Raw genomic sequence first — 22,976 nt, forward strand, 5'->3', positions numbered from 1 at the left:
TTTTCTTTATTGCGACATTCATGTTGGCATCGGCTGCATATGCAGCTGATAGCCAAATATGGAGCGATATGAGAATACAAAATATCCTAGGATACGGACAAGAAGAGACGTTGAAATTAGGAGAGTTGTTTACACTGTTGCAAAGCACATATTTTTACAAAATATTTTTAGCGTTATTAATAGGGGTACCAGCAGTATTCTTTATACATTATCTAATAATAGGACCAAAAGTTTTTTCTCATGAAGGGAAAAAGATATTTGCATTTACTGTGTTTCAAAGAATAATACATTTGATAGCAGGGATAGCATTTACAATTTTGATTCCAACAGGATTAATGATAGTGTTTGGTAACTATTTAGGTGGCGGAACACTCATAGAATACGCAAGACATCTGCATGATATAGCAACAGTATTGTTCGCAATATCATTAGTACCAATGTTCTTGTTCTGGTTCATGGATATGTTACCAACAATGGATGACGTAAAATGGATGTTTATATTAGGTGGATACCTAAGTAAAGAGATTAAAGAGATACCAGCAGGAAAGTTTAATGCAGGTCAAAAGATGTGGTTCTGGATAGCGTCAGGTGGTGGACTAATAATGATTATCACAGGAGCAGCAATGTACTTCCAAGATTTCGATTTTGGAATAGCAAAAGCACTAGGATTATCTCAAATAGATTTACTTAGAGCCTCAGCAATAATACATAATGTATTTGCATTTGCAGTAATGGCACTGTTCTTTACCCATGTCTATATGGCAGCAGTTGCAATTAAAGGTGCAATCCATAGTATGATTACAGGATACAAAGAACATGATGAAGTTAAATATCTTCATAGCTCTTGGTACAAACAGTTAAAAAAAGACGGAAAGGTTTAATCTACTTTCTTTACATGTAAGTTGTAATTAATTTATAGCTTACATGTTTTTTTTATATATTAATATGCTAGAATAGCATAGTATTATATGAAATAAGTATAAATAATTGGAGACAATGTGGAGACTATTTTTGAAATAGAAGTGACGAAAATAAAAGGCAATAAAAAGGTCACTGTACAAGATACTGTGATTCGTGAAGTAAAACTTGAAATAATCGTCAATGATAAAAATGTAGGCTCTTTAATGGCAGTTTGTGTTGATTTAAAAGAGTTAGCAGTAGGTTATCTTATGAGTGAAGCTATCATAGAAAATGTAAAAGATATATCAAAAATAGAAATAGTAGATGTAGATACTAAAACATTTCAGGTTCGCATTGATGCTAAAGTTGTTGAAGCAAATATAGAAAGATTAGATTTAGAAGGTGTTATTGTAAGTGGCTGTGGAAGAGCTGTTAGCACGCAGATATCAAAAATTGCCATTGATGCAGCTGTCATGCAAGATGATTTTAGCATAGATACCACTTTACTTTTTGAAGAGATGGGAAAGTTTTATACACAATGCCCATTGTATGAGCAAACAGGATGTGTACATACTGCAAAACTCTATTATGATGAAAATACTTATTTTATAGGCGAAGATATTGCTCAACATAACACTATAGATAAAGCTGTTGGAAAAGCAAGGTTGGCTGGGGTTGATGTTACAAAGTCATTTTTGATGGTAAGTGGTCGTCTAAGTTCAGAAATGGTTGCAAAAGCTGTTATGCATCAAATACCAATACTTGCATCACGTACAGCTTCAACATGTCGGGGAGTGAATATAGCCGATAAATTTGGTTTGACTCTCATAGGTTTTGTAAGAGGAGATAAGATGAATATCTACCGTAATCCACAAAGGATAAATGTAAAATGATAGATTTAAAAACGTTTATACAAGAGTATCTTAATAATGAGGGTAAGCTTGATTGTAAGGATGCTTATAAAATATCAGCAAAAACGAAAACTTCTATTGGAGAAGTGGGACAATGTGCTAAAGATCTTGACATAAGAATTTCTGGGTGTGAGCTTGGGCAGTTTGGAAAGTTACGAGGAACTGGCGAGTATAACCAAGAAGCTGATGAGAAATTAAAACCGTTTGTTAATGATGAAAATAGAATTACATGTAAAGATGCACGTGCTCAAGCTGGTGGTATAGGACTAAAAAATATCAGAGGAACTCTGAAAGAAAACAATACTGATGTTACTTTTTGTGAACTGGGTTGTTTTAAAGAGAAAAAACGTTCACGTTTATATTTAAAAACAAAAACTTGGATTGAAAATGAAAGTGGGGAACTTTTGTTTGGAAAAGGTAAAACAGAAGTTTTAGAGCATATAGAGACTGAGGGTTCAATCGCTAAAGCGGCTGAAAAACTTGGGATGAATTATAAAAAAGCGTGGACTCACGTAAAAATCTTGCAAAAAAATCTTGATGATGTCTTAGTAGAATCACATAAAGGAGGAGGAGAGCAAGGCGGTAGCAGATTAACACCAAAAGCTGATGAGTTTATAAAAAATTATAAAAAATTACAGCATGAGATTGAAGAGTATGCTAATGAGCGTTTTAAAGAGTTGTTTTTAAAACCTCGTAATAAAAAAGAGTTTAAGTAAAACATGGTGCCTAAAGGCTAAAAAGTAAGTTTCGCTATATTTATGCTATATAAATATGCAAAAATTTCATATTATTAATTCAAAAAGGAAAGAAGATGAAGAAATTAGGTTTAGGTTTAAGTTTATGTTTGGTTGCAACAATGGGTTTTGCAAAAGAAAATATTGTAATTTACCATGCAGGTAGTTTAGCAGTTCCATTTGCTGAAGTAGAAAAAGTTTTTGAAGCAAAATATCCTCAATATGATGTTTTAAGAGAAGCAAGTGGAAGTAGAGCAGCTGCAAGAAAAATTACTGATATTGGTAAACCAGCAGACGTTATGGCAAGTGCAGATTATAAAGTTATTGACAATCTTATGATCCCAAAACATGCAAAGTTTAACGCACAATTTGCAACAAATGAAATGGCTTTAGCATATACTGCAAAATCAAAATATGCAAATGAAATCAATGCAAAAAACTGGACAGAAATCTTTTTAAGAGATGGAGTAAAAGTAGGACATTCAAATCCAAATATGGATCCATGCGGATACCGTTCAATGCTTGTAACACAACTTGCAGAAGATTATTATAAACAACCAGATTTTTTCAAAAAACTATTTGGTTATGGTGAGAGTTATACAAATGGTGAAGAAAATACTAATAAAGTTGTAGTAAGACCAAAAGAGACAGATTTACTTGGACTTATTGAAGCTGGTATGTATGATTATCTTTATATCTATAAATCAGTTGCAGAACAACATGGTTTAAAATATATTACTTTACCAGAAGCGGTATCTTTAAAAAGTGCTAAATTAGCTAAAGATTATAAAAAAGCTACATTTAAAATCAATGGTAAAAAACCAGGAACTTGGATTACTAAAAAAGGCGGACCTATGGTTTATGGTATCACTGTTGCACAAAATGCAAAATCACCAGTAAACAAAGAAGGCGCTGTTAAGTTTGTAAACTTTCTTCTTTCACCTGAAGGACAAGCTATTATGATTAAAAATGGTCAAGGCGTTATTAACCCTCCAGTAATTACAGGCGATGCAAGTATATTAAAATAATGGAGTTATTAGAAGTCAAAAATCTCTCTTATAAATTAGGAAACTTTAAATTAGATGATATAAACTTCAATGTAAACCAAGGGGAATATTTTGTTCTCCTTGGACAAAGTGGAAGTGGTAAAACACTTCTTCTTGAGTCTATTGCTGGGTTTAATAAGGTTGAGGGAGAGATAAATTTTAGAGGCAGTGATATATCACAGTTTACACCAGAAAACAGAGATGTGGGATTTGTCTATCAAGATTTTGCATTGTTTCCTAATCTCAATGTTAGAGATAACATTATGTTTTCTAAAAAATATAAACAAGTAGAAAATCCAGAAGAGACACTTTTAGATATATCTGAATTTTTGGGTTTAATGCCACTGTTAGATAGACGTATAGAAAATCTTTCAGGTGGAGAAAAACAGAGAGTTGCTATCGCACGGGCTCTTTTTTCAAAGCCAAAAATTCTTTTACTTGATGAGCCTTTAAGTGCAATTGATCCAACTTTTAGAAACTCTATTATGAAGTTTTTAAAAGATATCCATAGACGTTATAACTTAACGACTATACATGTAACGCATAACTTTAGAGAAGCAAGTTATCTAGCAGATAGAATTGCTATTGTTATGAAGGGACAGATTAAGCAAGTAGGAACAGCAAGTGATGTTCTTAACTCTCCTTCAAGTATAGAAGTGGCAAAGTTTTTAGGATTTAAAAATATTTTACCAGTGAGTATATTAAAAGAGGATAGTGAAAATCTTTTTTCAGTCGATCCAAATACTATTCAGATTTCAAAAGAACAACTTTATTGCGATTATGTTTTTAAAGGGAAACTAGAAGAGTGCATGGGTATAATTGACCATTATAAAATATTTATTAACGTAGAAGAAGAGCAGTTTTTTGCAAAAATTCTAAAACGTGATTATATGGGTTGTTATGCAGATCGTGGAGAGAGTATATATATAGGATTTGATAAAAAGGATATTTGTTACTTATGAGAAATTGGTTTGTATACTTACTTGCAAGTTTGGCATGTATAATTTTATTGTTTTTATTGATTCCCTTAGTAAAAATGATATTTGGTGGGGATTTTTCAGTAGTATGGGAAACTTTTCAACAAAAAGATGTTTTAGATTCTATTTATTTGACTATGAGAGTCTCTTTTATGGCAATGCTTTTTGTCTTATGTACAGGATTGCCTTTAGCATATCTTATTTCAAGATATGACTTTTTTGGAAAGTCACTTGTTGAAGCGCTTATTGATATTCCTACAATGATACCTCATACCGCTGCTGGTATTGCACTTTTACTAGTTTTTGGAAGAGGACCTATCGCTGAATTTTTTGTTACTTTTGGTATAAAATTTTCTGATGCAGAACCTGGGATTATGATTGCTATGATGTTTTTATCTGCAACATATTTGATAAATGGGGCAAAAGAAGGTTTTAATAAAGTTGATATAAAATTAGAAAAAGTTGCTCGAACACTTGGAGCAAATCCTCTACAAGTTTTTTTAAAAATCTCTATTCCAAATGCAAAAAAAGACATTATCAATGGAAGTTTGATGATGTGGGGAAGAGGATTGGGAGAGTTTGGTGCGGTGGTGATTTTAGTATATCACCCTATGGTAGCACCTGTTTTGATCTATGATAGATTTACAAGTTATGGACTTGCTCATTCTGCACCAGTAGCAGCTATTATGATTATGATATCAATTATGATATTTTTAAGTGTGAGGTTTTTGAACAACAAATTGAAGTAGATATATGCAAATATCGCATAATATCAATAAAAATTGTTAAGTGAAAAACTCACTTATTTATGTTAAAATAATAGAAAATAATAAAGGAGGAAATGATGTTTGTAAGATTAAATGATAGAGTTTATTTAAACACGGATAGAATTACGCGCATAAAGATTGATGAAGTTCAAGATGGAATTAGAATTCGTTTTTATGAAGGTGCATTTCAAGTAGCAAAATCTCATAAGTTTGCAACAGTTGAAGATGCTGCTAAGTGGATTAGTGATAATATGAAATAAAAAGTAGTTACTTAACTGCTTTACATGTAAAAAGGCCTAAGGTTTAGGCAGACATTTTCTACAAAACTAGTGATAACGGTTTTACGTTAGTAAAAAGTTTCTTTGAAAACTGATTTTCTTTTGAGAAAATTATCTGTCTAAATAAAATAATAATTGGAGATAATATGAATATAGATTGCCGTGATTTGGCATGTCCAGAGCCTGTTATAAATACTAAAAAATCACTTGAATCATTGGGTGATGAAGGTATCTTAGAAGTTTTAGTAAACTCAACTGCATCAAAAGAAAATGTAATAAGATTTGCAACAAATGAAGGTTGTAGTGTAAGTGATGAAAGTACTGAAGATGGTTCTGTAAAAATAACTATAGTTAAAGGGTTTGCTTGTGGAATTACCACCGAAGAAGAGGGTGACAAATTTCTCAATAAAGTACTTTTTCTAAAAGATGATAAAGTAGGAGACAATGAGCTTGGAAGTATGCTTGTTGTTGGGTTCTTAAAAAGTATCTTAGAGTTACCAAAACTTCCTAAAACAATTATTTGTGTCAATAGAGGAGTCTTTTTAACTTCGGCTGCTGCTGATTCTGATATTATTAATATTTTAAAAGTTTATGAAGAAAAAGGTGTAGAAATCTACTCTTGTGGTGTATGTTTAGACTTTTATAAACGAAGTGATGAGTTAAAAGTCGGTATGGTCGGAAATGCATATGGAACAGTTGATATGCTTTTAAATTCGGAGGGAACTATAACTTTATAATGAATAATAGTAGTAAATTAACCAAGTATGTCAAAGCTGCTGGTTGAGCTGCCAAACTGGCTCCGGGTGAGCTTACAAAAGTGATTGGTGCTCTTACATGTAAAGACGAAAACCTACTTGTAGGAATAGAGTCAAGCGATGACGCGAGTGTTTATAAAATAGACGATACAAAAGCTTTAGTGCAAACTGTAGACTATATTACTCCTGTTGTTGATGACCCTTACATGTATGGGCAAATTGCTGCTGCAAATTCACTAAGTGATATATTTGCTATGGGGGCTGATGTTACAACAGCACTCAATCTTGTAGGCTTTGATGGTTGCAATCATCCTAAAGAAGTTTTAGGTGAGATTTTACAAGGTGGTCTTAGTAAGGTCAAAGAGTGCGGTGGTCTTATTGTTGGTGGACACACTATAGAAGCTCCTGAGATGACTTATGGTCTTAGTGTAAGTGGTTTAATACATCCTGATAAGATTTATAGAAACAATACTCTGCGAGTTGGAGATGTTTTAATCCTCACAAAACCTATAGGTATGGGTGTTTTAACAACAGGCATAAAAGCAGATATGCTTAAAGAGAGTGCAGTTGAACATACAGCTTCTATCTTATCTCAACTCAATCATAAAGCATCATTGCTTATGCGTGAGTTTGATGTGAGTGCTTGTACTGATGTTACTGGTTTTGGATTGGCTGGTCATGCCTATGAGATGAGTAGCGGGGCTTTTACTCTTGAGTTTGAATTTGAAAAAATCAATATTTTAAAAGAAGCAATAGAACTTGCGAATATGGGAATAATCCCAGCCGGAACGTATAATAATAAAGCGTATTTAGATTTACATGTAGATGTAAAAAAAGCATACAAAGATGAGATATTTTTCTATGATGCACAGACTTCTGGTGGTCTTTTGATAGCCGTTAAAGAAGAAGATGCAACTAAGCTTTTAGTCAAACTCAAAAATGAGGGTTATGAATATAGCTCAGTTGTAGCAACTGTGAAAGAGTTTAATGGTAAGAGTCTAGTTTTAAAGTAGACTCTTATTTAATATATTTTGTAAGTAAGAATGCCATTGGAATACATCCAACTGCTAGTACATTACAGATGATATAGGTTGTTTCAAGACCTAGATGATCTCCTAAAAGACCTACTCCAAAGACTATAGCAGAGCTTACTCCAAAGTTGATAGACATATACATACTATTCATAAAAGTAGGCATGTGAGAGTTTGTGTCCTGTACTGTTGCCATCAAAACTGGACCTGTTGCAAAAAGGAACAAACCAATCAATGGAAGAACAAAAATACTATCAAAATAGATAAAAAGAGCCATACTTATAGCTGAACCAATACTTGCTATGGCAAGTGTGCTTTTACGACCAATCCTATCAGAAATGTTTCCAGCTACAAATGTCCCAAGAACTCCAAAAAACTGTAAAATAGACAATGAAATACCTGCATGCCAAAGAGATTCCCCTTGAGCTACTAAATAAACAGGTAGATAAAGGGTTAAGGTACTTTTCATACCTGATTGAAAGAGTAAAAAACTTCCCATAACAATAAAAAATGGATAGTATTGTTTTAAAAGTTTTTTAGTATCACCTTTTTCTTTTGGTTTTCTAAGAGGTCTATTTGTATCAAAGTCTTTGAGTTTTATATAAAGAATAATAGAAGCAATAAGTCCTAAAGGCATAAGTTTATAAATACCTTCTAATCCCCACCAAGAAACACCAGCAGTTGCAATCAAAGGACCAATAGTTCTTGCTAACTCTCCTCCAACCATAAAAAAGCTCATCCCTGTTCCAACTTTTTGGCCTGAACTCTCTTTAATCATAGTAGGAGAAGGGACATGAAACAAAGCTGCACTAATCCCTGCAACAAAAAGTAAAATAAAAAGTATGACGTAAGATGAAGCAAGTCCAACTAAACTCATGCTTATTGCTGTTATAGCAGGAGTAAGGATAACAAAGTATTTAGCGCCCGTTTTTTCCGCAATAAGACCAAAAAATGGATTAAACAGAGCTGGAATACGTCTAGCAATATCTAAGAAAGCTGCCATAAAAAGAGACATCTCAAGCTTTGCTATAAGCAAAGGTAAAAGCGGTGCTAAAAAAGATGAGTAAATATCATGAGATAAGTGGGCAAAAGAAATTGTAAAAACTTTTGCTTTTTGAAATGTTTTATTTTCCAAAGTGGACCTTTATTTTTAATACGAAATAATACAATAAATAATCTAAAATTATAGGATTTATAACTAAATATACCAAATGGTTAAGCTTGTATTTAAAAAATCAAAACTACTATTACTGTGTTTTAAAGAAAATTTTAGTATTATTAGAGCTTGTATTTTAGGAGAATTTATGGGAAATAATAAAAAAGAAAACTTTATTTTTGGATTAATCGCATGTAGTTTAATGGTTTTAGGCATGGTAACGTACAATGCAATCTTATCAAATGGTATACAATCACATTTAGTACAAGAAGTAGCTTTGATGTATGTACCAGTATTTTGTTTAGCACTATTTTATGAGTGGTTTATAGTTTCAAAAATCGCAAGAAGATTAGTATCGAAGATAGTAAGTCAAGATGACCCTCTTGTTAAAAAAATTCTTTTCATGTCTTTTTTTATGGTAACAGGCATGTGCTTTTTGATGACACTCTCAGTAGTACTTATCAGTAAACCATATACAGATAATTTCATGGATATATTTTTAATCACTTTTGTGAAAAACTTTATTGTTGCACTGCCATTGCAACTACTGGTTGCAGGACCTATTGCTAGATTGGTTTTTTTCAAAATTTATCCGCCAGTTGGGAATAAATAATAAATACAAAATATGAAGGTTTTATTGAGGTTTTGTGAGAAGATATAGGAATCTCTTTGAAGTATATGGGATCGTACACACCTTTCATTTTTTATGTAAATGAAATACTTATATACATGTACTATTGGATTTCACCAAAAACAAGTAAGCTGATTTAAACTTTTAATGTATTTTGATATAATTAATTTTTTAAATAAGGATTTTTATGATTGATTTTAATTTATATGTTGCATTTATTTTAACAGTTATTTTTGTTATTTCTACTCCAGGTCCAGCTGTTTTATTTGTTATCGCTAGAAGTGTTAATTTAGGAGTTAGAGGAGGTATTTACTCAATGCTTGGTTTAGCATGTGGTGCTTTAGTTTATGCTGTAGCCGTAGCATTTGGTTTAGCTCAGTTGCTTGAATCATCACCTCAAGCATTTTTATTTATAAAGAATCTAGGCTGTCTTTACTTAATCTATTTGGGTCTAAAAACCATTTTAAGTAAAGAGAACTATGAAAATACCGAAGAGGAAAAAATTGTTTCTGCTAAAAACCTTATAAAAGAAGGCTTTTTAGTAGAGTTATTTAATCCTAAAACTGCTTTATTTTTCCTTGCTTTTCTTCCTCAATTTACTAATTTTTCACTTGGCAATATGGAGGTGCAACTTATTATTCTTGGACTAACATTTGTTATAGTAGGACTCGTAACTGATAGTTTTTATGTACTGTCAGCTGGACATATAGGAAAATTTCTTAAGCAGTCTATAACCTTTAAAAAAATTGAAAAATACTTTTCAGGAAGTATATATTGCTCTTTAGGTATTGCTGGGTTATTCCATAAAATTCAAAAAAGTCAAGTCTAAATTGTTATAAGTAATTTTTAACTATTAGCTTGACATATAACTTTTAATAGTCTCACGTATTATAGAAATCAGTTTAAACTTTTATTATTTTTATAGTGTTTATAAAATTTATATGAAAAGCTTTACATGTAAGAAAGTGGCGAGAAGGTGTAGGAATCGAACCTACCTTCAGACGGTCAACCGCCCAAACATCGGGTTTGAAGTATGTGGGTGATACACGCTTTTTTTTCTTCCTTAAGCTTCTTTTACTTACATGTATGTACTATGCAAAAACACCTTGACCGATTAAAAATAAAAATTAATTTTTTACATGTAAATATTTATCACTAATATTGTTGATATCCTATCTTTTTAATACTAGGCTGTTCTCTTTAACCCACTTGAACTGTTAAAACTATTTGTTTTATTTCTATGCTTATTGGATGTCGCTTTAAGTAAACTTATTGATTACTTTTAGTAAAATCTTTGTTACTTTAAATAGGAGCGTATATGTCTATACCTAAATCTGTTCAGAGAATCTTAATCATTTTAGGAATCATTGGCTATATTCTCTATGAGGGTATAACACTAAAAGATGGTTTTGAGTTTATGCTATCTTTAGCTGTTGGTTTACTTATACTCTTTGTATTTGAGGCTATAAATAAATACATTCATTGTAATAACTTAGTACTTTATCTACTCGCAATCATTCCTATAGCATTTTTTTTAATAACTTTAATATCCAATAAATCTTCTTTTGGTGAGAACATAGCTCTATGGGTATCTGTACCTTTTGCTTATCTTTTATTTTACTTGATATACAAAAAAGAATCTATTATTTCATCTTTTAGTAGAGTTATAGGATTTCTACTGATATTACTACTATGGGTGAGTTCAATAGTTTTAACTATCCTTTGCGTAACATCATATGAATCAAATGGAATAAGTTTGATTACATTACTTTATGGGGTGGTTACTTTAAGTTATTTTTTTATAACTAATTCAATAATGGGTATTAGGTCAAGAGAGGTTTATTAATGATTGAAGGTATATTACTTTTCTCAGGTTGGGTTATAGGGTTCATATCAGTATTCTTATTCCTTCCAAAAAGAACTTGTCCTATTTGTGGCACTAAATCTATTAAAGTTGTATCCGTAATGAAGAATCTTTTTATAACTAATGAGGGAAGTAAGTGTAATGAATGTGGTTCTTTAATTCTTATTAATCAACTCTATAAACAGATTCTTAAGCATCCTATAGGATTACTAATGGGTATAATATTTTTTGTAAGTATGTATCTTTTAATACCCTTTAAAGAACTTATGAATGAAACTATATTAAAAGGCACACTTTCTTTAATTGCTCTTAATATGATAGTTATGGTCTTACCTCTTATTATTTCTTTATCTATTTATGCTTATCTAATGCCAATAGTTGAAGGTACAGAAAAGGAAATAAAAAGGAAAAATAAAATAGGAATAATAGGGTACTTCATTGAGTTTGGATTATTCTTCATTATGCTCTTAGCTCTCTTCTTGTGGATATAAAGTACTTAAAAACACATCTTTATTATTCATTTATTCTTTTATATCGACTTTAAACGTGTCACCATCATAGATTGAAGTAACTTCACTTACTATTGCATTTCCATAGTTTATATTTTTACTAAATAATGATGTTAAAAGTATAAAGCATATAAATATAATTTTCATTTGTACTTTTTTATTTTAATTGTTGAAAATTTTTCTTTTCATAAATAAAGTTTTATAAACTACCTAATAATTATAAAAAAGTATTAAGGCAATGTGTAAACATTGTGTTTACATTTTCTTCTTCCACATCAATTAGATGAATTTCAATATCTTTATACCTAATGAATGTCGATTTTGTATTCCTATAGATGAAATCTATTCTATGCAATTTTTCTTTTTTATAATTTTTTAAAATTACAATATCATTTTTTCTTTTTTCTAAAAAATCTTTTGTAGAATTATTTCCCTCAGAAATATAAATTGAACCAGTTGTAGTTAAATCATCAATAGAAGGAAAAAAACGATAAGTTTTTTGGTGAAACGCTCCTATTAAGTGATACTTAGAAGGAATTATAATTTCACACATATTTTTCATTCTAATAGTAAAAAAATTAATATCTTATTTGACATATATATTTCCTTTCAAATTTTAGTTATTGAAAAATGAAGTTTTTAATAGCTAATTTCACCCATCGGGCTCATTTTTGGGAAAAGAGCCATAAAAAGGCACTTTACTATAATTTTAGCATATTTTAATTGAAAAAGTATTATAGGAAAAAATTGGCGAGAAGGTGTAGGAATCGAACCTACCTTCAGACGGTCAACCGCCCAAACATCGGGTTTGAAGCCCGTGCTGCCCACCAGGGTCAGATACCCCCCACTTACGAGGAGTATAATTATACATTATTATTTGTAAAAAATAGCTTACCAACTTACTTGATTGTTTAATATGCAGGAGATTTTATATAGATAGCTTTTCTAATTCATTTAGGATTACTTTTGCCATATTTGAAAGGTGTACTTCTTTTGACACAGCACCTAGTAAAAATGCAGCTTTAGGCATACCATAAACTACGCAACTTTGTTGGTTTTGTCCTAGAGTTGTAGCTCCAGTTTCTTTTAACTTGAGCAAACCTCTTGCCCCATCTTCACCCATACCAGTGAGTATAACTCCTATAGCATTTTTTCCAGCAACTTTTGATACAGAGTTAAAAAGGACATTTATTGAAGGTTTATGGCCAGAGATTTTTTTCCCATCACCAGTTTGAAGATAATATTTTTTTCCAGAACGCCTGAGTACCATATGTTTATCTCCTGGGGCAATAAAAACTTGTCCCATTTTTAAAACATCACCATTTTTTGCTTCTTTTACTTCCACTTTACAGAGTTTATCTAGTCTATCTGCAAACTGTTTTATAAATGAAGCTGGCATATGTTGGACTATAATAACACTAGGAGAATTTTTAGGAAGCTTTGTCAGGATTTCTTTTAGTGCTTCTGTTCCACCTGTTGAAGATCCTATAGCGATGAGTTTTTGTGGGCTCAATTGTGAGTTATGATATGTTAGTGTACTATATGTTTTTGTAATTATAGGATTAATAGGCTTGGGTGGTTTTGTCTTTACAGCCATTTTTACTTTTTGTATTAGTTCATGCTTTGTTTCCCACGTATTATCAGAGATATTTGATTGAGATTTTGTTATAAAATCAACTGCTCCAGCATCTAGAGCATCAAGAGTGGTTTTTGCTCCTGTAGTTGTTAAGGAAGAAAGCATAATAACAGGGATAGGCATATACTTCATGATTTTTTTTAGAAAAGTAATACCGTCTATACTGGGTATATCAATATCTAAGCAGATAACATCAGGTTTGTTTTGTAGCATCTTGTTTCTTGCTACATAGGCATCAGGTGCAGTATCTACAATACTTATAAGAGGACAATTTTGTAAGATTTCACGCATAGAAGTACGTGTAGCAGAACTTTTATCTACTATAAGGACTCTTATGCCCATTATTCTTTTCCGGTATATTTTAGTAAAATCTTTCCTGTATCGGTTCGCATTAGGATTTTTCTTCCTCTAGTTCCTCCTACATCTTGTGCGGTTATTTTTATGCCATAGTCTTTAAGTATTTCTTTTGCAATTAAAATATTTTTTCTTCCTATCATCATCTCTTCATGGCTTACTTCAATGACATTGGCACCACCAAAGATTTTAGCTTCTAGATTGTATTTTTCACAGCCGATATTTAACATATTGTCTATGAGTTTGGGTATAGATATATTGCCATATTTTGGGCTTTGTAGTCCATTGTCATTCCAGAGTGGAACAAGATAATGGTTCATACCACCAACTTGTTCTACTTTATCAAATAAGCAAACAGAGATACAAGAACCTAAAACAGTACTTATCTCAGTAGGTTTTGCCCCTACAAATATTTCACCTACATGAATAAACTTTTTTATATACATTAAAATTCTACCATCTCATCTGAATCATTATCAAACATAAATTCATTTGAACCAAATGCAGTTGATAAGTTAAGTTCAGACTCATCTACGTAAGGAATATTGACAATAAAGATTGTAGAGTTGTTTTTTTGTTCATTATCAATAATACCACCTAGTGCTTCACACATTCCCTTTGCAACACTGAGACCAAGACCAAGTCCTGCAGTTTCTCTTGTGAGCCCTGTTTCAAAATGTATAAATCTGTTATATATTTCTTTGCAATGTTCTTCTTTTATACCTTCTCCTGAGTCTACTACTATGAGTTTAAAACTTTTTTCTCCACACTCTAGTGTAACAGTTACTTCTTGATCTTTATACGAGTATTCACAAGCATTTGAAATAAGATTTAAAAGAATGAGATAGATTTTTTGAGAATCGCTTATAAGCTCTTTTTCACAGTTGTTGTGTAAAGTCACTGTAAGGTTTTTTTCATGAATCAGATTATCAAAATAAGCAACTACTTCATTAAAAACCTCTTCAATTTCTATTTTACTATAGTCATTTGCTATCTCTCCAGCCTCTATTTCAGACGCTGCAAATATATTTTTTAAACTAAAATCTATAGTTAAAAGTTCTATCTTTAAAAGGTTTCCTAAAGTATTTATCTTTTTTATGTCGTTTGTTGTAGATAACATACTTGATATATTTAATAAAGATGATATAGGATTGTTAAATTCATTTTTTACTAAAGATAAAAATTGACTTTTTACTTCTTGTGCATTTTTACTTTTTTCATTTAAATCAAGAAGTTTTTTTGTTAAAAACTCCATCTCTTCTATAGATGAGGCTTTCTCCTCAAATCTTCTTCCGATTTCTTCTAAAAGTTCATTGTCTTGTATAGTTGCAATATCCATGTTATACCTTTTTCTGATATATAGATGAAGTTACAATCTGTAAAGATTGTACCGGTTCTGTTATAGATTCTGATTGGCCTAGTAACAAAAGAGACTTGTTACTTAGCAAATTTTTGAGTTTGTTTATGACTTGATATTGTGTTTTTTTATCAAAATAAATCATTACGTTTCTGCAAAAAATAAGATTAAATTTGTTTTTAAAAATAGAGTAATTTCCAGTTACCAAGTTAAAAGATTTAAAAATTATCATATCTTTTATCTCTTGTTTGATTTTGTAAGTTTCACCTGATTTAAGAAAATATTTTTGCAGATGAGTTTTGGTTAGACCCTCTACTTCTTTTTGAGAATATTCACCTTTCATAGCTTTTTTAAGTATATCTTTTGAAAGGTCAGTTGCTAAAATTTTAATATCCCAAGCATTAAAATCTTTGAGGTTTTCTTTTAAAAATATAGCTATAGTATAAGGCTCTTGACCACTAGAACATGCTCCAGACCAAATTCTAAGTTTTTTTTCTGTACATGTAGATAAATAAGTTTTCAGATATTGCCATTGGTTTGCTTCTCTAAAAAATGAAGTAACATTGGTAGTTATTGCATCAGCTAGTAAATAGAGTTCAGATGTGTCATTTAAAAAATATTCATAGAGATCTTGATAACTACGCAGATTGAGTTTTTGCACCCATTTTCTAAGCCTTGATTGTACTAAAGTAGTTTTTCTATCACTGAGTGATATTCCAAACTCTTTATATATAAGTTGTTGAAAATTTTGAAACTCTTGTTTTTTTATTTTCATAATATCAATTTTTGCCCTCTTTGGAGCCCCACAAAGATTCTACATTTAAAATCAGGGCTATTTCGCCATTACCCATTACTGCACTTCCAGAAAATTCTTTTATACCTGAGAGTGTGTAGCCAAGTGGTTTTATGACAACTTGTTGTCTTCCTATCAAATCATCAATTAAAATCGCAAATTTACCATTTTCACTTTCTATACATACTAAAGTAGATTCCCAAATATTTGGTCTATTTTCGCTTGATTCTAATAGCTCATTTAATCGTACTATTGGTATCATTTCTCCTCTAAGATCTACAAATTCACCTTTATCTTTTACAGTATGTACTATTTTTTTCTGTGGAATGAAAGATTCGATAACGCTAAGGGTAGGAATAATATAAGTGTCATTTTCACTTTTAACGAGCATTCCATCTATAATCGCAAGAGTAAGTGGTAATAGTATGGTAAAAGTGGAGCCTTTTCCTGTAGAAGAGCTTATTTCTACTTTACCTTTTAACTTTTCAATAGAGGTTCTAACAACATCTAAGCCAACACCACGACCTGAGATATCACTTATTTGATCTGCTGTTGAAAATCCTGGTTGCATGATTAGCCCAAAAATTTGAGAGTCACTGAGCTCTGCACCTTCTGCTACCAATCCCCTTTCTTTGGCTTTTTCTAAAACTTTATCTTTGTTTATACCACGACCATCGTCATTGATTTCAATAGCAATCTTACCACCCTTATGATATGCACGAAGCGTTACTTGTCCTATAGGGCTTTTTCTTGCTTTCTCTCTATCTTGAGTATTGTCTTCTATCCCATGGTCAATAGAATTTCTTATGATATGAATCAGAGGATCTGAAAGAGAATCTATCATGGTTTTATCTATTTCAGTTTCTGCACCTTCTACGACTAAACTGATTTCTTTATTTACTTTTTTTGAAGCATCTCTAACCACTCTTTTCATTTTTTCAAAAGTATCATTAATAGGAACCATTCGAAGAGACATTACTCTATTTTGGATAAGTCTTGTAGTTTTTGAAAGAATATTGATAGTTTTAGTTATATTCTCATTTTTCATGATTTGAATATCTTTGTTCTCAGCTAAAAAGTTTTGTGCTATAACTAATTCCCCGATAGAATCAAATAGTTCATCTAGCTTATTAGTATCTATCTTTACATAAGAGTGAATATCGCTTTTTCTTCGACCTTTTTTAGGAGTTACAGCAGTTGCTTCTTTATCTTCTTCTCTTCTTCCAAATTTTATATCTGCTTTATCTATTGTTATAGGAGCTTCTTTAGTCGAAGTATAAATTTTTTCAAAAATATATTCTGTATCGTCGAGATACTCAAAAATTTCTTTTATAGAAGCTTCATCTTCTTTAGAAACAAAATAAATCACAATACTTGTTATATAAGAGGTCTCTGGATTGAATTTTTTTATATCTGGTATGTTTGACATATCCCAATGAGATTCCAGTATATAGCCTTCTTTTGTAAGAAGCTTAAAAAGTTTTGAGTGGTCAAATCCTCTAAAATAAACATCATCATCTAAATTAAGAGTTATTCTAAAAAGACTTTCATCTTCGATTAACTCTTTTTTTAGATGCTCAATGTTCACTTCATCAGTATTATTTGTACCTTCATTATCTAAATCTGATTGTGTAGGTGAACTCTTTTCTTCTTGAGTATCTTTTTTTTGAAGCAAAGTTTTAATTTCTTCTAAGCATTGATTGTATTGATGAGGTAAGTCAGGATTACCTTCGATCTCTACTTCCATTACTTCTTTTATAATATCTACTGATTCAAGGAAGACATCAATAATATTTGAGGTTATCTGCTCATCACTACTTCTATAATAATCAAGGGCATCTTCAAAATGATGTACAAATTCTCCAAGCCTTGAAAATCCAAAAGAATTTGCACTCCCTTTGAGAGTATGAACACCACGAAAAAGTTCATTTAGTAACTCTTTATCTTCTGGATCTTCTTCAAAATTGATGATATCAACATCAAGTTTTTCAATAATTTCAGTTGCTTCTTCAACAAAAATTTCTTTTAGTTTATTTATGTCCATTATGTTTTCCAGTATACTTTGCCAAAGTTTTTAAAAGTAAAAAGTTCCTCATCGATAAGAGGAATCTTGATTGATGGTTTTGTTTTTTTTATAGAAAAAAGTAAAGAGAAAAGTGAAGATGTAGCAAACTCTTCATCTCCTCCTACAAAAATTATTTCTTCTATATACTTAAGTCTAGTTGCGACAAACTCTTTGAGTTCACACACATCATCTAATTCCATATCAAGTTCTATTTCTAAGACATCACCATCAATTGTCATTTTCACTCTTTTCTATATTTGAAATATCAACTAATTCGCTTTGCTCAAAAATCTTTTTAAGATTTAATACCATGACTACATTCTCATTTATTTGTGCAACACTTTCAATAAATGAAGTATCAACATTTGTTCCAAATTTTGGTGGTTCTGTTAATTCAGAATGTTTTATTGAAAGAACATCTTCTACTCTATCTACGATGAAACCAATAGAAACATTGTCTATTTCATTTATAATAATCGCAGTATTGATATCATATGCTCGCTCATCCATACCAAATTTTAATCTCACATCAACTATAGGAATAACCGCTCCCCTAAGGTTAATAACACCTTTTATATAATCGGGTGTTTTAGGAACATTTGTTATGTTCATGGAGGCGATAATCTCTTTGACATGTGAAATGTTGAGTCCATATTGTTCATCATCTATAAAAAATGTTAAAAATCTACTACTATCTTGATTAAGTTCTCTTTTTCCTTCTTCATTCATTTTAATGCCCCTTTAACCTAAGCAAAGCCCACGTAAAATTTTTCATGCTAAAACTCCTTTAAATCATCTTCATCCAGTGGAAAAACGTCATTTGGATCTTCTTCTTTTTTGGGAGTTTTATAAGGAATTTTCTTTTTTGTAGAAGATGTTGGTTTACTTTGTATGTGAGTGTCTAGATGGTCATGTTTTTCATTAAATCCAACCATTTGTGCGATAATTCTTACGGTTTCTTTCATTGACATTGCCTGAGCATTTAACTCTTCACTTGCAGCGGCTGTTTCTTCACTTGTTGCAGCATTTTGTTGTGTGATTTGATCTATTTCGCCCATAGCACTTGCAATCTGACCCATACCTTCGCTTTGCTCTTTAGCTGAAATCGATATTTCACCTATGAGATTAGAAGTTTTTTTAATTTTATCAAGGATATCATTAAAAGCTTCACTTGTTTGAGCAGAGATGTCAGAGCCATTTTTTGCTTGCTTAATCGATTCTTCAATGATACCAGCTGTTTCAGTTGCAGCGTCAGCAGAACGACCAGCAAGGGCTTTGACCTCATCTGCTACGACAGCAAATCCGAGTCCATGTTCACCTGCTCTAGCTGCTTCAACAGCCGCGTTAAGTGCAAGAAGTTTTGTTTGAGAAGCGATTTCATCGATTGTTTTTATAATTTTTGAAATTTTTTCACTTGAACTATTGATTTCTTCCATAGCACTCATAAGTTCATTGCCTTTACTGTAGCCATTTTCTGCTGCTTCTTTTGTTTGTTTGGCTAAGATATCCGCTTCTCTTGAATTTCCTGCATTTTGAGTGTTGATTGAAGTTGATTCTTCTATAGTCGCACTTACTTCTTCCACACTACTTGCTTGATTACTAGCTCCTTCAGCTAAAGATGTTGCTGAATCTGCTATCTCATTTGATGCATTTACTACTTGATTATTAGCTTCAATGATTGAGCGTACAGATGCGATAATAGTAGTTGTAATATTTCTAGTAATAAAAAATGCAAGAACAAAACCTATAAGAAGAGCAATGATAAGTCCTATTTCCATGGTCAACACAGCAGATTCCATTCTTTTATGTGATTCATTAGTAAGTTTTGTTGTTTCGTCTGCACTAATTGTATATATTTTTTCTACAATTTTTAATGATTCATTACCGACTGCAGCAAATTTAGCTAAAACTTGTTGTGTAAAATTTACACCTTCTATGTATTTTGCATATTCAATTTTTGTACTATCAATTGACTTTTGTAAATTATTGATAATTTTTAAATCGTTGGCTTGTGTTGTTATTTTCTTTAAATCTGAAAAAAGTTTATTTAACTCATCTGAGATATAAAGTTCACTTTGTAAGATTCCAAGGTCACTTTGAGTATTTGATTGTAAATATGCTGTTTTATATTGATAGCCAAGTACGATAATTTTTTCACCTAAATTTAATTTAGTGAGTCTTTGATTGATTACGTTTATACTAGCATTATTTTTAAGAGCTATATTTAGTTTTCTTTTTTGGTCGTTTAAATATTTGTTGATTTCATTCATAAAAGTAATATGATTTGCAATGATTATTTCATTTGAAGCAATTTGTTTTCTATAAACCTTTTCAAGAGATAAAATACCTTTTTGATAAGCAGTAATTTTTTGTGAGACTTCATCAATAAGTTTTTTAATAGGAGCTAATTCTACATAGGATGATGTTAATTCATCAGCTTTTTTGATTGCTTCATTTGTTAAAGCAAAATATTTTTTTACACCAACTACGTACTTAATGTCTGGACCGAATATAAGTTTTGAAGCATCAATTCTTGCTTTAGCAAAGTTTCTTTCAATATCTGCAGCATATTTTAATGCAGGGACATGCTTGTGATTTAATTCAGTAGCATTGTGCTCTGCTATATTCATATTGTAGATACCAATTATTCCTAGTATTATAGTGATGAGTAATACGCCACCTAAGCCACTTGCTATTTTTTTACCTAAAGTCATTTTTATTTCTCCTTCTTTTTGTCTTTATTACAGAGTATTGAATTTTAAAATATTTTTATAATCCCAATACCATGGATATAGCTTTAGTTAGTTTTTCATTACTAAATGGTTTTACTAACCATCCTGTTACTCCTATTGCTTTACCTTTTGCTTTCATGTCTGCGGAACTTTCTGTTGTCAAAATTAAAATAGGTTTGTTTTTAAAAGCTTCATTTGCTTTTAGTTTTGTAGCTAAATCAAGACCATTTAGTTGAGGCATATTAATATCACTAATAAGCATGTCATAATCTTCTATACCATTTTCTAATGCTTCTAGAAGTTCTGCGGGATTTATATAGGTAACCATATCAATAAGGCCATTACTAACTAAGTCTTCAACAGCCATTTGAGCTGTTGCTAAGATAGTTTTTGAGTCATCTACTAATATTACTTTTTTTGCCATTTTATATCCTTATTCATTTAAGATATTAAAAAAATTCTAGGTCATCACCTTCCTCAATATCTTTTTCATCAAAAAGAGCTTCTATTTGTATACATGAACTTAAAAGTGATGCATCTAAATAGTGAACGTCTAAAGCTTCTTGTTTTGTAAATATATTTTCTCTCCAACTTGATAAGTCATTAAGGAAAAGAAGAAGAAGAGATACTAAATTTTTGACTTTATCACTCTGTAGTTTTTCATCATCTAAAGAATCTAAAAATGATATTAGAGATTTAATTGCAAATGCTAAATGTTCAAATTCAACTAACAACTCTAAAACATCATGATATTCATCAAAAATGATACAAGCTTTATGTAGCATATCTTTTGTAGGATTTAATTCAAATGCTATAAAAGCAGTATCAAGCTCAAACTCTATATTCTCTAGTGAATCAATTTTTGGAAGAATAGAAATTGCTGTATTTTCAATAAATTCTTCTGCAGATATATTATTGATATGTGTTTTTGAAAGTATATTTTTTGCTTCATCGTTAACATAGAGTGTTTCATTTTCTACTGTTTGTATTTGAAGTAGTTTAAAAGTTAATGTTTTATCTTGTATTGTAAATAAAGCATTTGGAATATATTTATGAATAATATTATTGATAGTTCCTTTTTTCAAAGAACCAATATCATTTATCATTATGTAGACATTTGATTCATTAGACTCAACATCAATTGTAAATTGTACATTATCTTTTATAAGCCAGCGACTAAATCCATATACAATACGAATATAATCACTTAAATCCATACAGTTATAAATATTATGTTGGAGGAAAAAATCCCAAAATTGTACTATTGATTCTTCATTTTTCATGAAAAATGTAATTTTTCTATCATATACAGAAGTCGTAAAAGGATTTGATGCATCTTGATTATCAATTTGATTTTGTCTTAAGTTGATAATATTTATATAGTTTTTAGTACGTTGTATGAAGAGATCAGAATCTATAGGTTTTGTAAGATAATCTTGAGCTCCGGATATAAGCATTGTTTGTTTTGATTCTTTATCATCAAGAGCACTTAAGGCAATTATCATCGAAGAGGGTGAAATCTCATTTATTATTTTAGTAGCTTCGATACCATCCATAATTGGCATCATAATATCCATAAAAACTAAATCAATTTTTTTTGTTTTACATAATTCTACAGCTTCTTTTCCATCGGCAGCTTCACATGTTTCTATATTGTCTAAACTTTCAAGAAGTAAATCGATTGTTAAACGATTGTTATCATTATCATCTACTATTAATACTTGTACCATAAATCACCTCATTATAAATTTACATGCTTTTGTTCTTATATATACATTTTAAAAGTTAATAAAGACTCGTCTAGCTCCTAATTGTTCAATTTTACCTATATTAGTAATGATATGGTTGTTTTTAGTAATCAAAATACTATAACTAATATGATTACTATACATAAACTAAACTGATGCCAATATTAAAAATATTTAATAAGAATAACTTATTAATAAAAAACTATTCTTAAGTTACATCTATTTTTATTAATATATGGAATTTTTTTTGCTTATTAATGAGAATACTATGAGAAGGATTTACTATGAAAATAAAATTAAAAAGTAGTTATATAGAGATAGAAGTTCCTAAAAATTCTAAATATCTTGATTTTATTTATTCTAATCTACCATCTAAAAATACACCACAAAACAAAAAAGAAGAGTTTTTAAAAACTCTTTATTATATATGTGTAAAAAATGTACAGTATCAAAATCCAAATTTTTTAAAAAAGCTTTTAAAAGCTTCTTCAAAGCAGATTAAGGTTGATATCATAGAACCTTTAAAAAAGCATTATTTAATTTTAAATGTCAATGAGAATGACTCTTTACATGTAATAAGAAAAAGGTACCTTAAACTAGCTAAGATATATCATCCTGATAAGGTAACATGTACGAATAAAAATTTAGTAAAAGAGTATACAACTAAATTTCAAAAAATTCAAAAAGCGTATGAAGTTTTAAAGTATAAAATTGCTTCATAGTATGGTATGT

Annotated in this window: 27 protein-coding genes and 1 tRNA gene; 14 read left to right on the plus strand and 14 right to left on the minus strand. The window is 30.5% G+C overall.

The genetic code is table 11. The annotated features are described in order from the left end of the window. The first annotated feature begins 8 nt into the window (after nt 1-8). The 9 genes from K354_RS0102980 (at nt 9) to selD (ending at nt 7,381) form a co-directional block, all read left to right on the plus strand. Nucleotides 9-881: a formate dehydrogenase subunit gamma gene (locus K354_RS0102980; protein ID WP_037940156.1), complete on the plus strand. Its 873-nt coding sequence runs from the start codon at nt 9-11 to the stop codon at nt 879-881. A gap of 117 nt (nt 882-998) precedes the next feature. Further along, a complete protein-coding gene (gene fdhD / locus K354_RS0102985; protein ID WP_024954027.1) occupies nt 999-1,793 on the plus strand; it encodes a formate dehydrogenase accessory sulfurtransferase FdhD in 795 nt (264 codons plus the stop codon). Further along, nucleotides 1,790-2,527, plus strand: coding sequence for a winged helix-turn-helix domain-containing protein (locus tag K354_RS0102990; protein WP_024954028.1), 738 nt, complete (start codon nt 1,790-1,792; stop codon nt 2,525-2,527). Before fdhD ends, K354_RS0102990 begins: the two co-directional genes overlap by 4 nt. 95 nt (nt 2,528-2,622) lie before the next feature. Beyond that, on the plus strand, nt 2,623-3,573 hold the full coding sequence (wtpA, locus tag K354_RS0102995) for a tungstate ABC transporter substrate-binding protein WtpA (protein ID WP_024954029.1): 951 nt from the start codon (nt 2,623-2,625) through the stop codon (nt 3,571-3,573). Then, entirely contained in the window at nt 3,573-4,553 is a 981-nt protein-coding gene (locus tag K354_RS0103000; protein WP_024954030.1) for an ATP-binding cassette domain-containing protein, read from the plus strand. The genes wtpA and K354_RS0103000 overlap by 1 nt, the downstream gene beginning before the upstream one ends. Beyond that, the gene (locus K354_RS0103005) at nt 4,550-5,317 is read left to right on the plus strand and encodes an ABC transporter permease (protein WP_024954031.1); all 768 of its coding nucleotides are present in this window, start codon (nt 4,550-4,552) and stop codon (nt 5,315-5,317) included. The genes K354_RS0103000 and K354_RS0103005 overlap by 4 nt, the downstream gene beginning before the upstream one ends. 95 nt (nt 5,318-5,412) lie before the next feature. Continuing rightward, nucleotides 5,413-5,595 carry a hypothetical protein gene (locus K354_RS0103010; protein ID WP_024954032.1) on the plus strand — a complete coding sequence of 61 codons (183 nt, stop codon included), beginning with the start codon at nt 5,413-5,415 and terminating at the stop codon, nt 5,593-5,595. 164 nt (nt 5,596-5,759) lie between these two features. Next, nucleotides 5,760-6,350: a sulfurtransferase-like selenium metabolism protein YedF gene (yedF, locus tag K354_RS0103015; protein ID WP_024954033.1), complete on the plus strand. Its 591-nt coding sequence runs from the start codon at nt 5,760-5,762 to the stop codon at nt 6,348-6,350. Next, nucleotides 6,350-7,381 (plus strand): selenide, water dikinase SelD, encoded by a 1,032-nt coding sequence (gene selD / locus K354_RS0103020; RefSeq protein WP_084607308.1) that lies wholly within the window; start codon nt 6,350-6,352, stop codon nt 7,379-7,381. Before yedF ends, selD begins: the two co-directional genes overlap by 1 nt. A gap of 4 nt (nt 7,382-7,385) precedes the next feature. Here selD and K354_RS0103025 read toward each other — a convergent pair whose 3' ends face one another. Beyond that, the gene (locus K354_RS0103025; RefSeq protein ID WP_024954035.1) at nt 7,386-8,534 is read right to left on the minus strand and encodes an MFS transporter; all 1,149 of its coding nucleotides are present in this window, start codon (nt 8,532-8,534) and stop codon (nt 7,386-7,388) included. Nucleotides 8,535-8,703: 169 nt separating this feature from the next. Between K354_RS0103025 and K354_RS0103030 the strand changes: the two genes are divergently transcribed. The 4 genes from K354_RS0103030 (at nt 8,704) to K354_RS0103045 (ending at nt 11,541) form a co-directional block, all read left to right on the plus strand. After that, nucleotides 8,704-9,168, plus strand: a complete 465-nt coding sequence (locus K354_RS0103030; protein ID WP_024954036.1) for a DUF2798 domain-containing protein — start codon at nt 8,704-8,706, stop codon at nt 9,166-9,168. Nucleotides 9,169-9,373: 205 nt separating this feature from the next. Further along, a complete protein-coding gene (locus K354_RS0103035; protein ID WP_024954037.1) occupies nt 9,374-10,015 on the plus strand; it encodes a LysE family translocator in 642 nt (213 codons plus the stop codon). Between the two features lie 489 nt (nt 10,016-10,504). Further along, nucleotides 10,505-11,032 carry a hypothetical protein gene (locus K354_RS0103040; protein ID WP_024954038.1) on the plus strand — a complete coding sequence of 176 codons (528 nt, stop codon included), beginning with the start codon at nt 10,505-10,507 and terminating at the stop codon, nt 11,030-11,032. Further along, nucleotides 11,032-11,541 (plus strand): hypothetical protein, encoded by a 510-nt coding sequence (locus K354_RS0103045; protein ID WP_024954039.1) that lies wholly within the window; start codon nt 11,032-11,034, stop codon nt 11,539-11,541. Before K354_RS0103040 ends, K354_RS0103045 begins: the two co-directional genes overlap by 1 nt. 30 nt (nt 11,542-11,571) lie before the next feature. On the opposite strand, the gene K354_RS15315 is transcribed toward K354_RS0103045, so the two are convergent. The 13 genes from K354_RS15315 to K354_RS14560 form a co-directional block, all read right to left on the minus strand. Beyond that, nucleotides 11,572-11,706, minus strand: a complete 135-nt coding sequence (locus tag K354_RS15315; protein ID WP_281169386.1) for a hypothetical protein — start codon at nt 11,704-11,706, stop codon at nt 11,572-11,574. A 70-nt stretch (nt 11,707-11,776) separates the two neighbouring features. After that, the gene (locus K354_RS0103050; RefSeq protein WP_169733411.1) at nt 11,777-12,121 is read right to left on the minus strand and encodes a hypothetical protein; all 345 of its coding nucleotides are present in this window, start codon (nt 12,119-12,121) and stop codon (nt 11,777-11,779) included. Nucleotides 12,122-12,307: 186 nt separating this feature from the next. Then, nucleotides 12,308-12,405, minus strand: a tRNA-Sec gene (locus tag K354_RS14960). An 82-nt stretch (nt 12,406-12,487) separates the two neighbouring features. After that, complete coding sequence (locus K354_RS0103055) at nt 12,488-13,537, minus strand: protein-glutamate methylesterase/protein-glutamine glutaminase (RefSeq protein ID WP_024954041.1); 1,050 nt, start codon at nt 13,535-13,537, stop codon at nt 12,488-12,490. Beyond that, nucleotides 13,537-13,995 carry a chemotaxis protein CheD gene (locus tag K354_RS0103060; RefSeq protein ID WP_024954042.1) on the minus strand — a complete coding sequence of 153 codons (459 nt, stop codon included), beginning with the start codon at nt 13,993-13,995 and terminating at the stop codon, nt 13,537-13,539. The genes K354_RS0103055 and K354_RS0103060 overlap by 1 nt, the downstream gene beginning before the upstream one ends. Next, entirely contained in the window at nt 13,995-14,888 is an 894-nt protein-coding gene (locus K354_RS0103065; protein WP_024954043.1) for a sensor histidine kinase, read from the minus strand. The genes K354_RS0103060 and K354_RS0103065 overlap by 1 nt, the downstream gene beginning before the upstream one ends. Nucleotide 14,889: 1 nt before the next feature. Beyond that, nucleotides 14,890-15,681: a CheR family methyltransferase gene (locus tag K354_RS0103070; RefSeq protein WP_024954044.1), complete on the minus strand. Its 792-nt coding sequence runs from the start codon at nt 15,679-15,681 to the stop codon at nt 14,890-14,892. Between the two features lie 4 nt (nt 15,682-15,685). Beyond that, nucleotides 15,686-17,743 (minus strand): chemotaxis protein CheA, encoded by a 2,058-nt coding sequence (locus K354_RS0103075; protein WP_024954045.1) that lies wholly within the window; start codon nt 17,741-17,743, stop codon nt 15,686-15,688. Next, the gene (locus K354_RS0103080) at nt 17,743-18,003 is read right to left on the minus strand and encodes a hypothetical protein (protein WP_024954046.1); all 261 of its coding nucleotides are present in this window, start codon (nt 18,001-18,003) and stop codon (nt 17,743-17,745) included. Before K354_RS0103080 ends, K354_RS0103075 begins: the two co-directional genes overlap by 1 nt. Next, nucleotides 17,993-18,493, minus strand: coding sequence for a chemotaxis protein CheW (locus tag K354_RS0103085; RefSeq protein WP_024954047.1), 501 nt, complete (start codon nt 18,491-18,493; stop codon nt 17,993-17,995). Before K354_RS0103085 ends, K354_RS0103080 begins: the two co-directional genes overlap by 11 nt. A 47-nt stretch (nt 18,494-18,540) precedes the next feature. Then, nucleotides 18,541-20,478 carry a methyl-accepting chemotaxis protein gene (locus K354_RS0103090; protein WP_024954048.1) on the minus strand — a complete coding sequence of 646 codons (1,938 nt, stop codon included), beginning with the start codon at nt 20,476-20,478 and terminating at the stop codon, nt 18,541-18,543. A gap of 55 nt (nt 20,479-20,533) precedes the next feature. After that, nucleotides 20,534-20,920 (minus strand): response regulator, encoded by a 387-nt coding sequence (locus tag K354_RS0103095; protein ID WP_024954049.1) that lies wholly within the window; start codon nt 20,918-20,920, stop codon nt 20,534-20,536. Between the two features lie 25 nt (nt 20,921-20,945). After that, nucleotides 20,946-22,226: a response regulator gene (locus K354_RS14560; protein ID WP_024954050.1), complete on the minus strand. Its 1,281-nt coding sequence runs from the start codon at nt 22,224-22,226 to the stop codon at nt 20,946-20,948. Between the two features lie 302 nt (nt 22,227-22,528). On the opposite strand from K354_RS14560, the gene K354_RS13840 reads away from it, so the two are divergent. Beyond that, nucleotides 22,529-22,966, plus strand: a complete 438-nt coding sequence (locus K354_RS13840; protein ID WP_024954051.1) for a J domain-containing protein — start codon at nt 22,529-22,531, stop codon at nt 22,964-22,966. Nucleotides 22,967-22,976 lie beyond the last annotated feature (10 nt).

The sequence above is a fragment of the Sulfurospirillum arcachonense DSM 9755 genome (assembly GCF_000597725.1).
GTDB classification, from domain to species: Bacteria; Campylobacterota; Campylobacteria; order Campylobacterales; family Sulfurospirillaceae; genus Sulfurospirillum_A; species Sulfurospirillum_A arcachonense.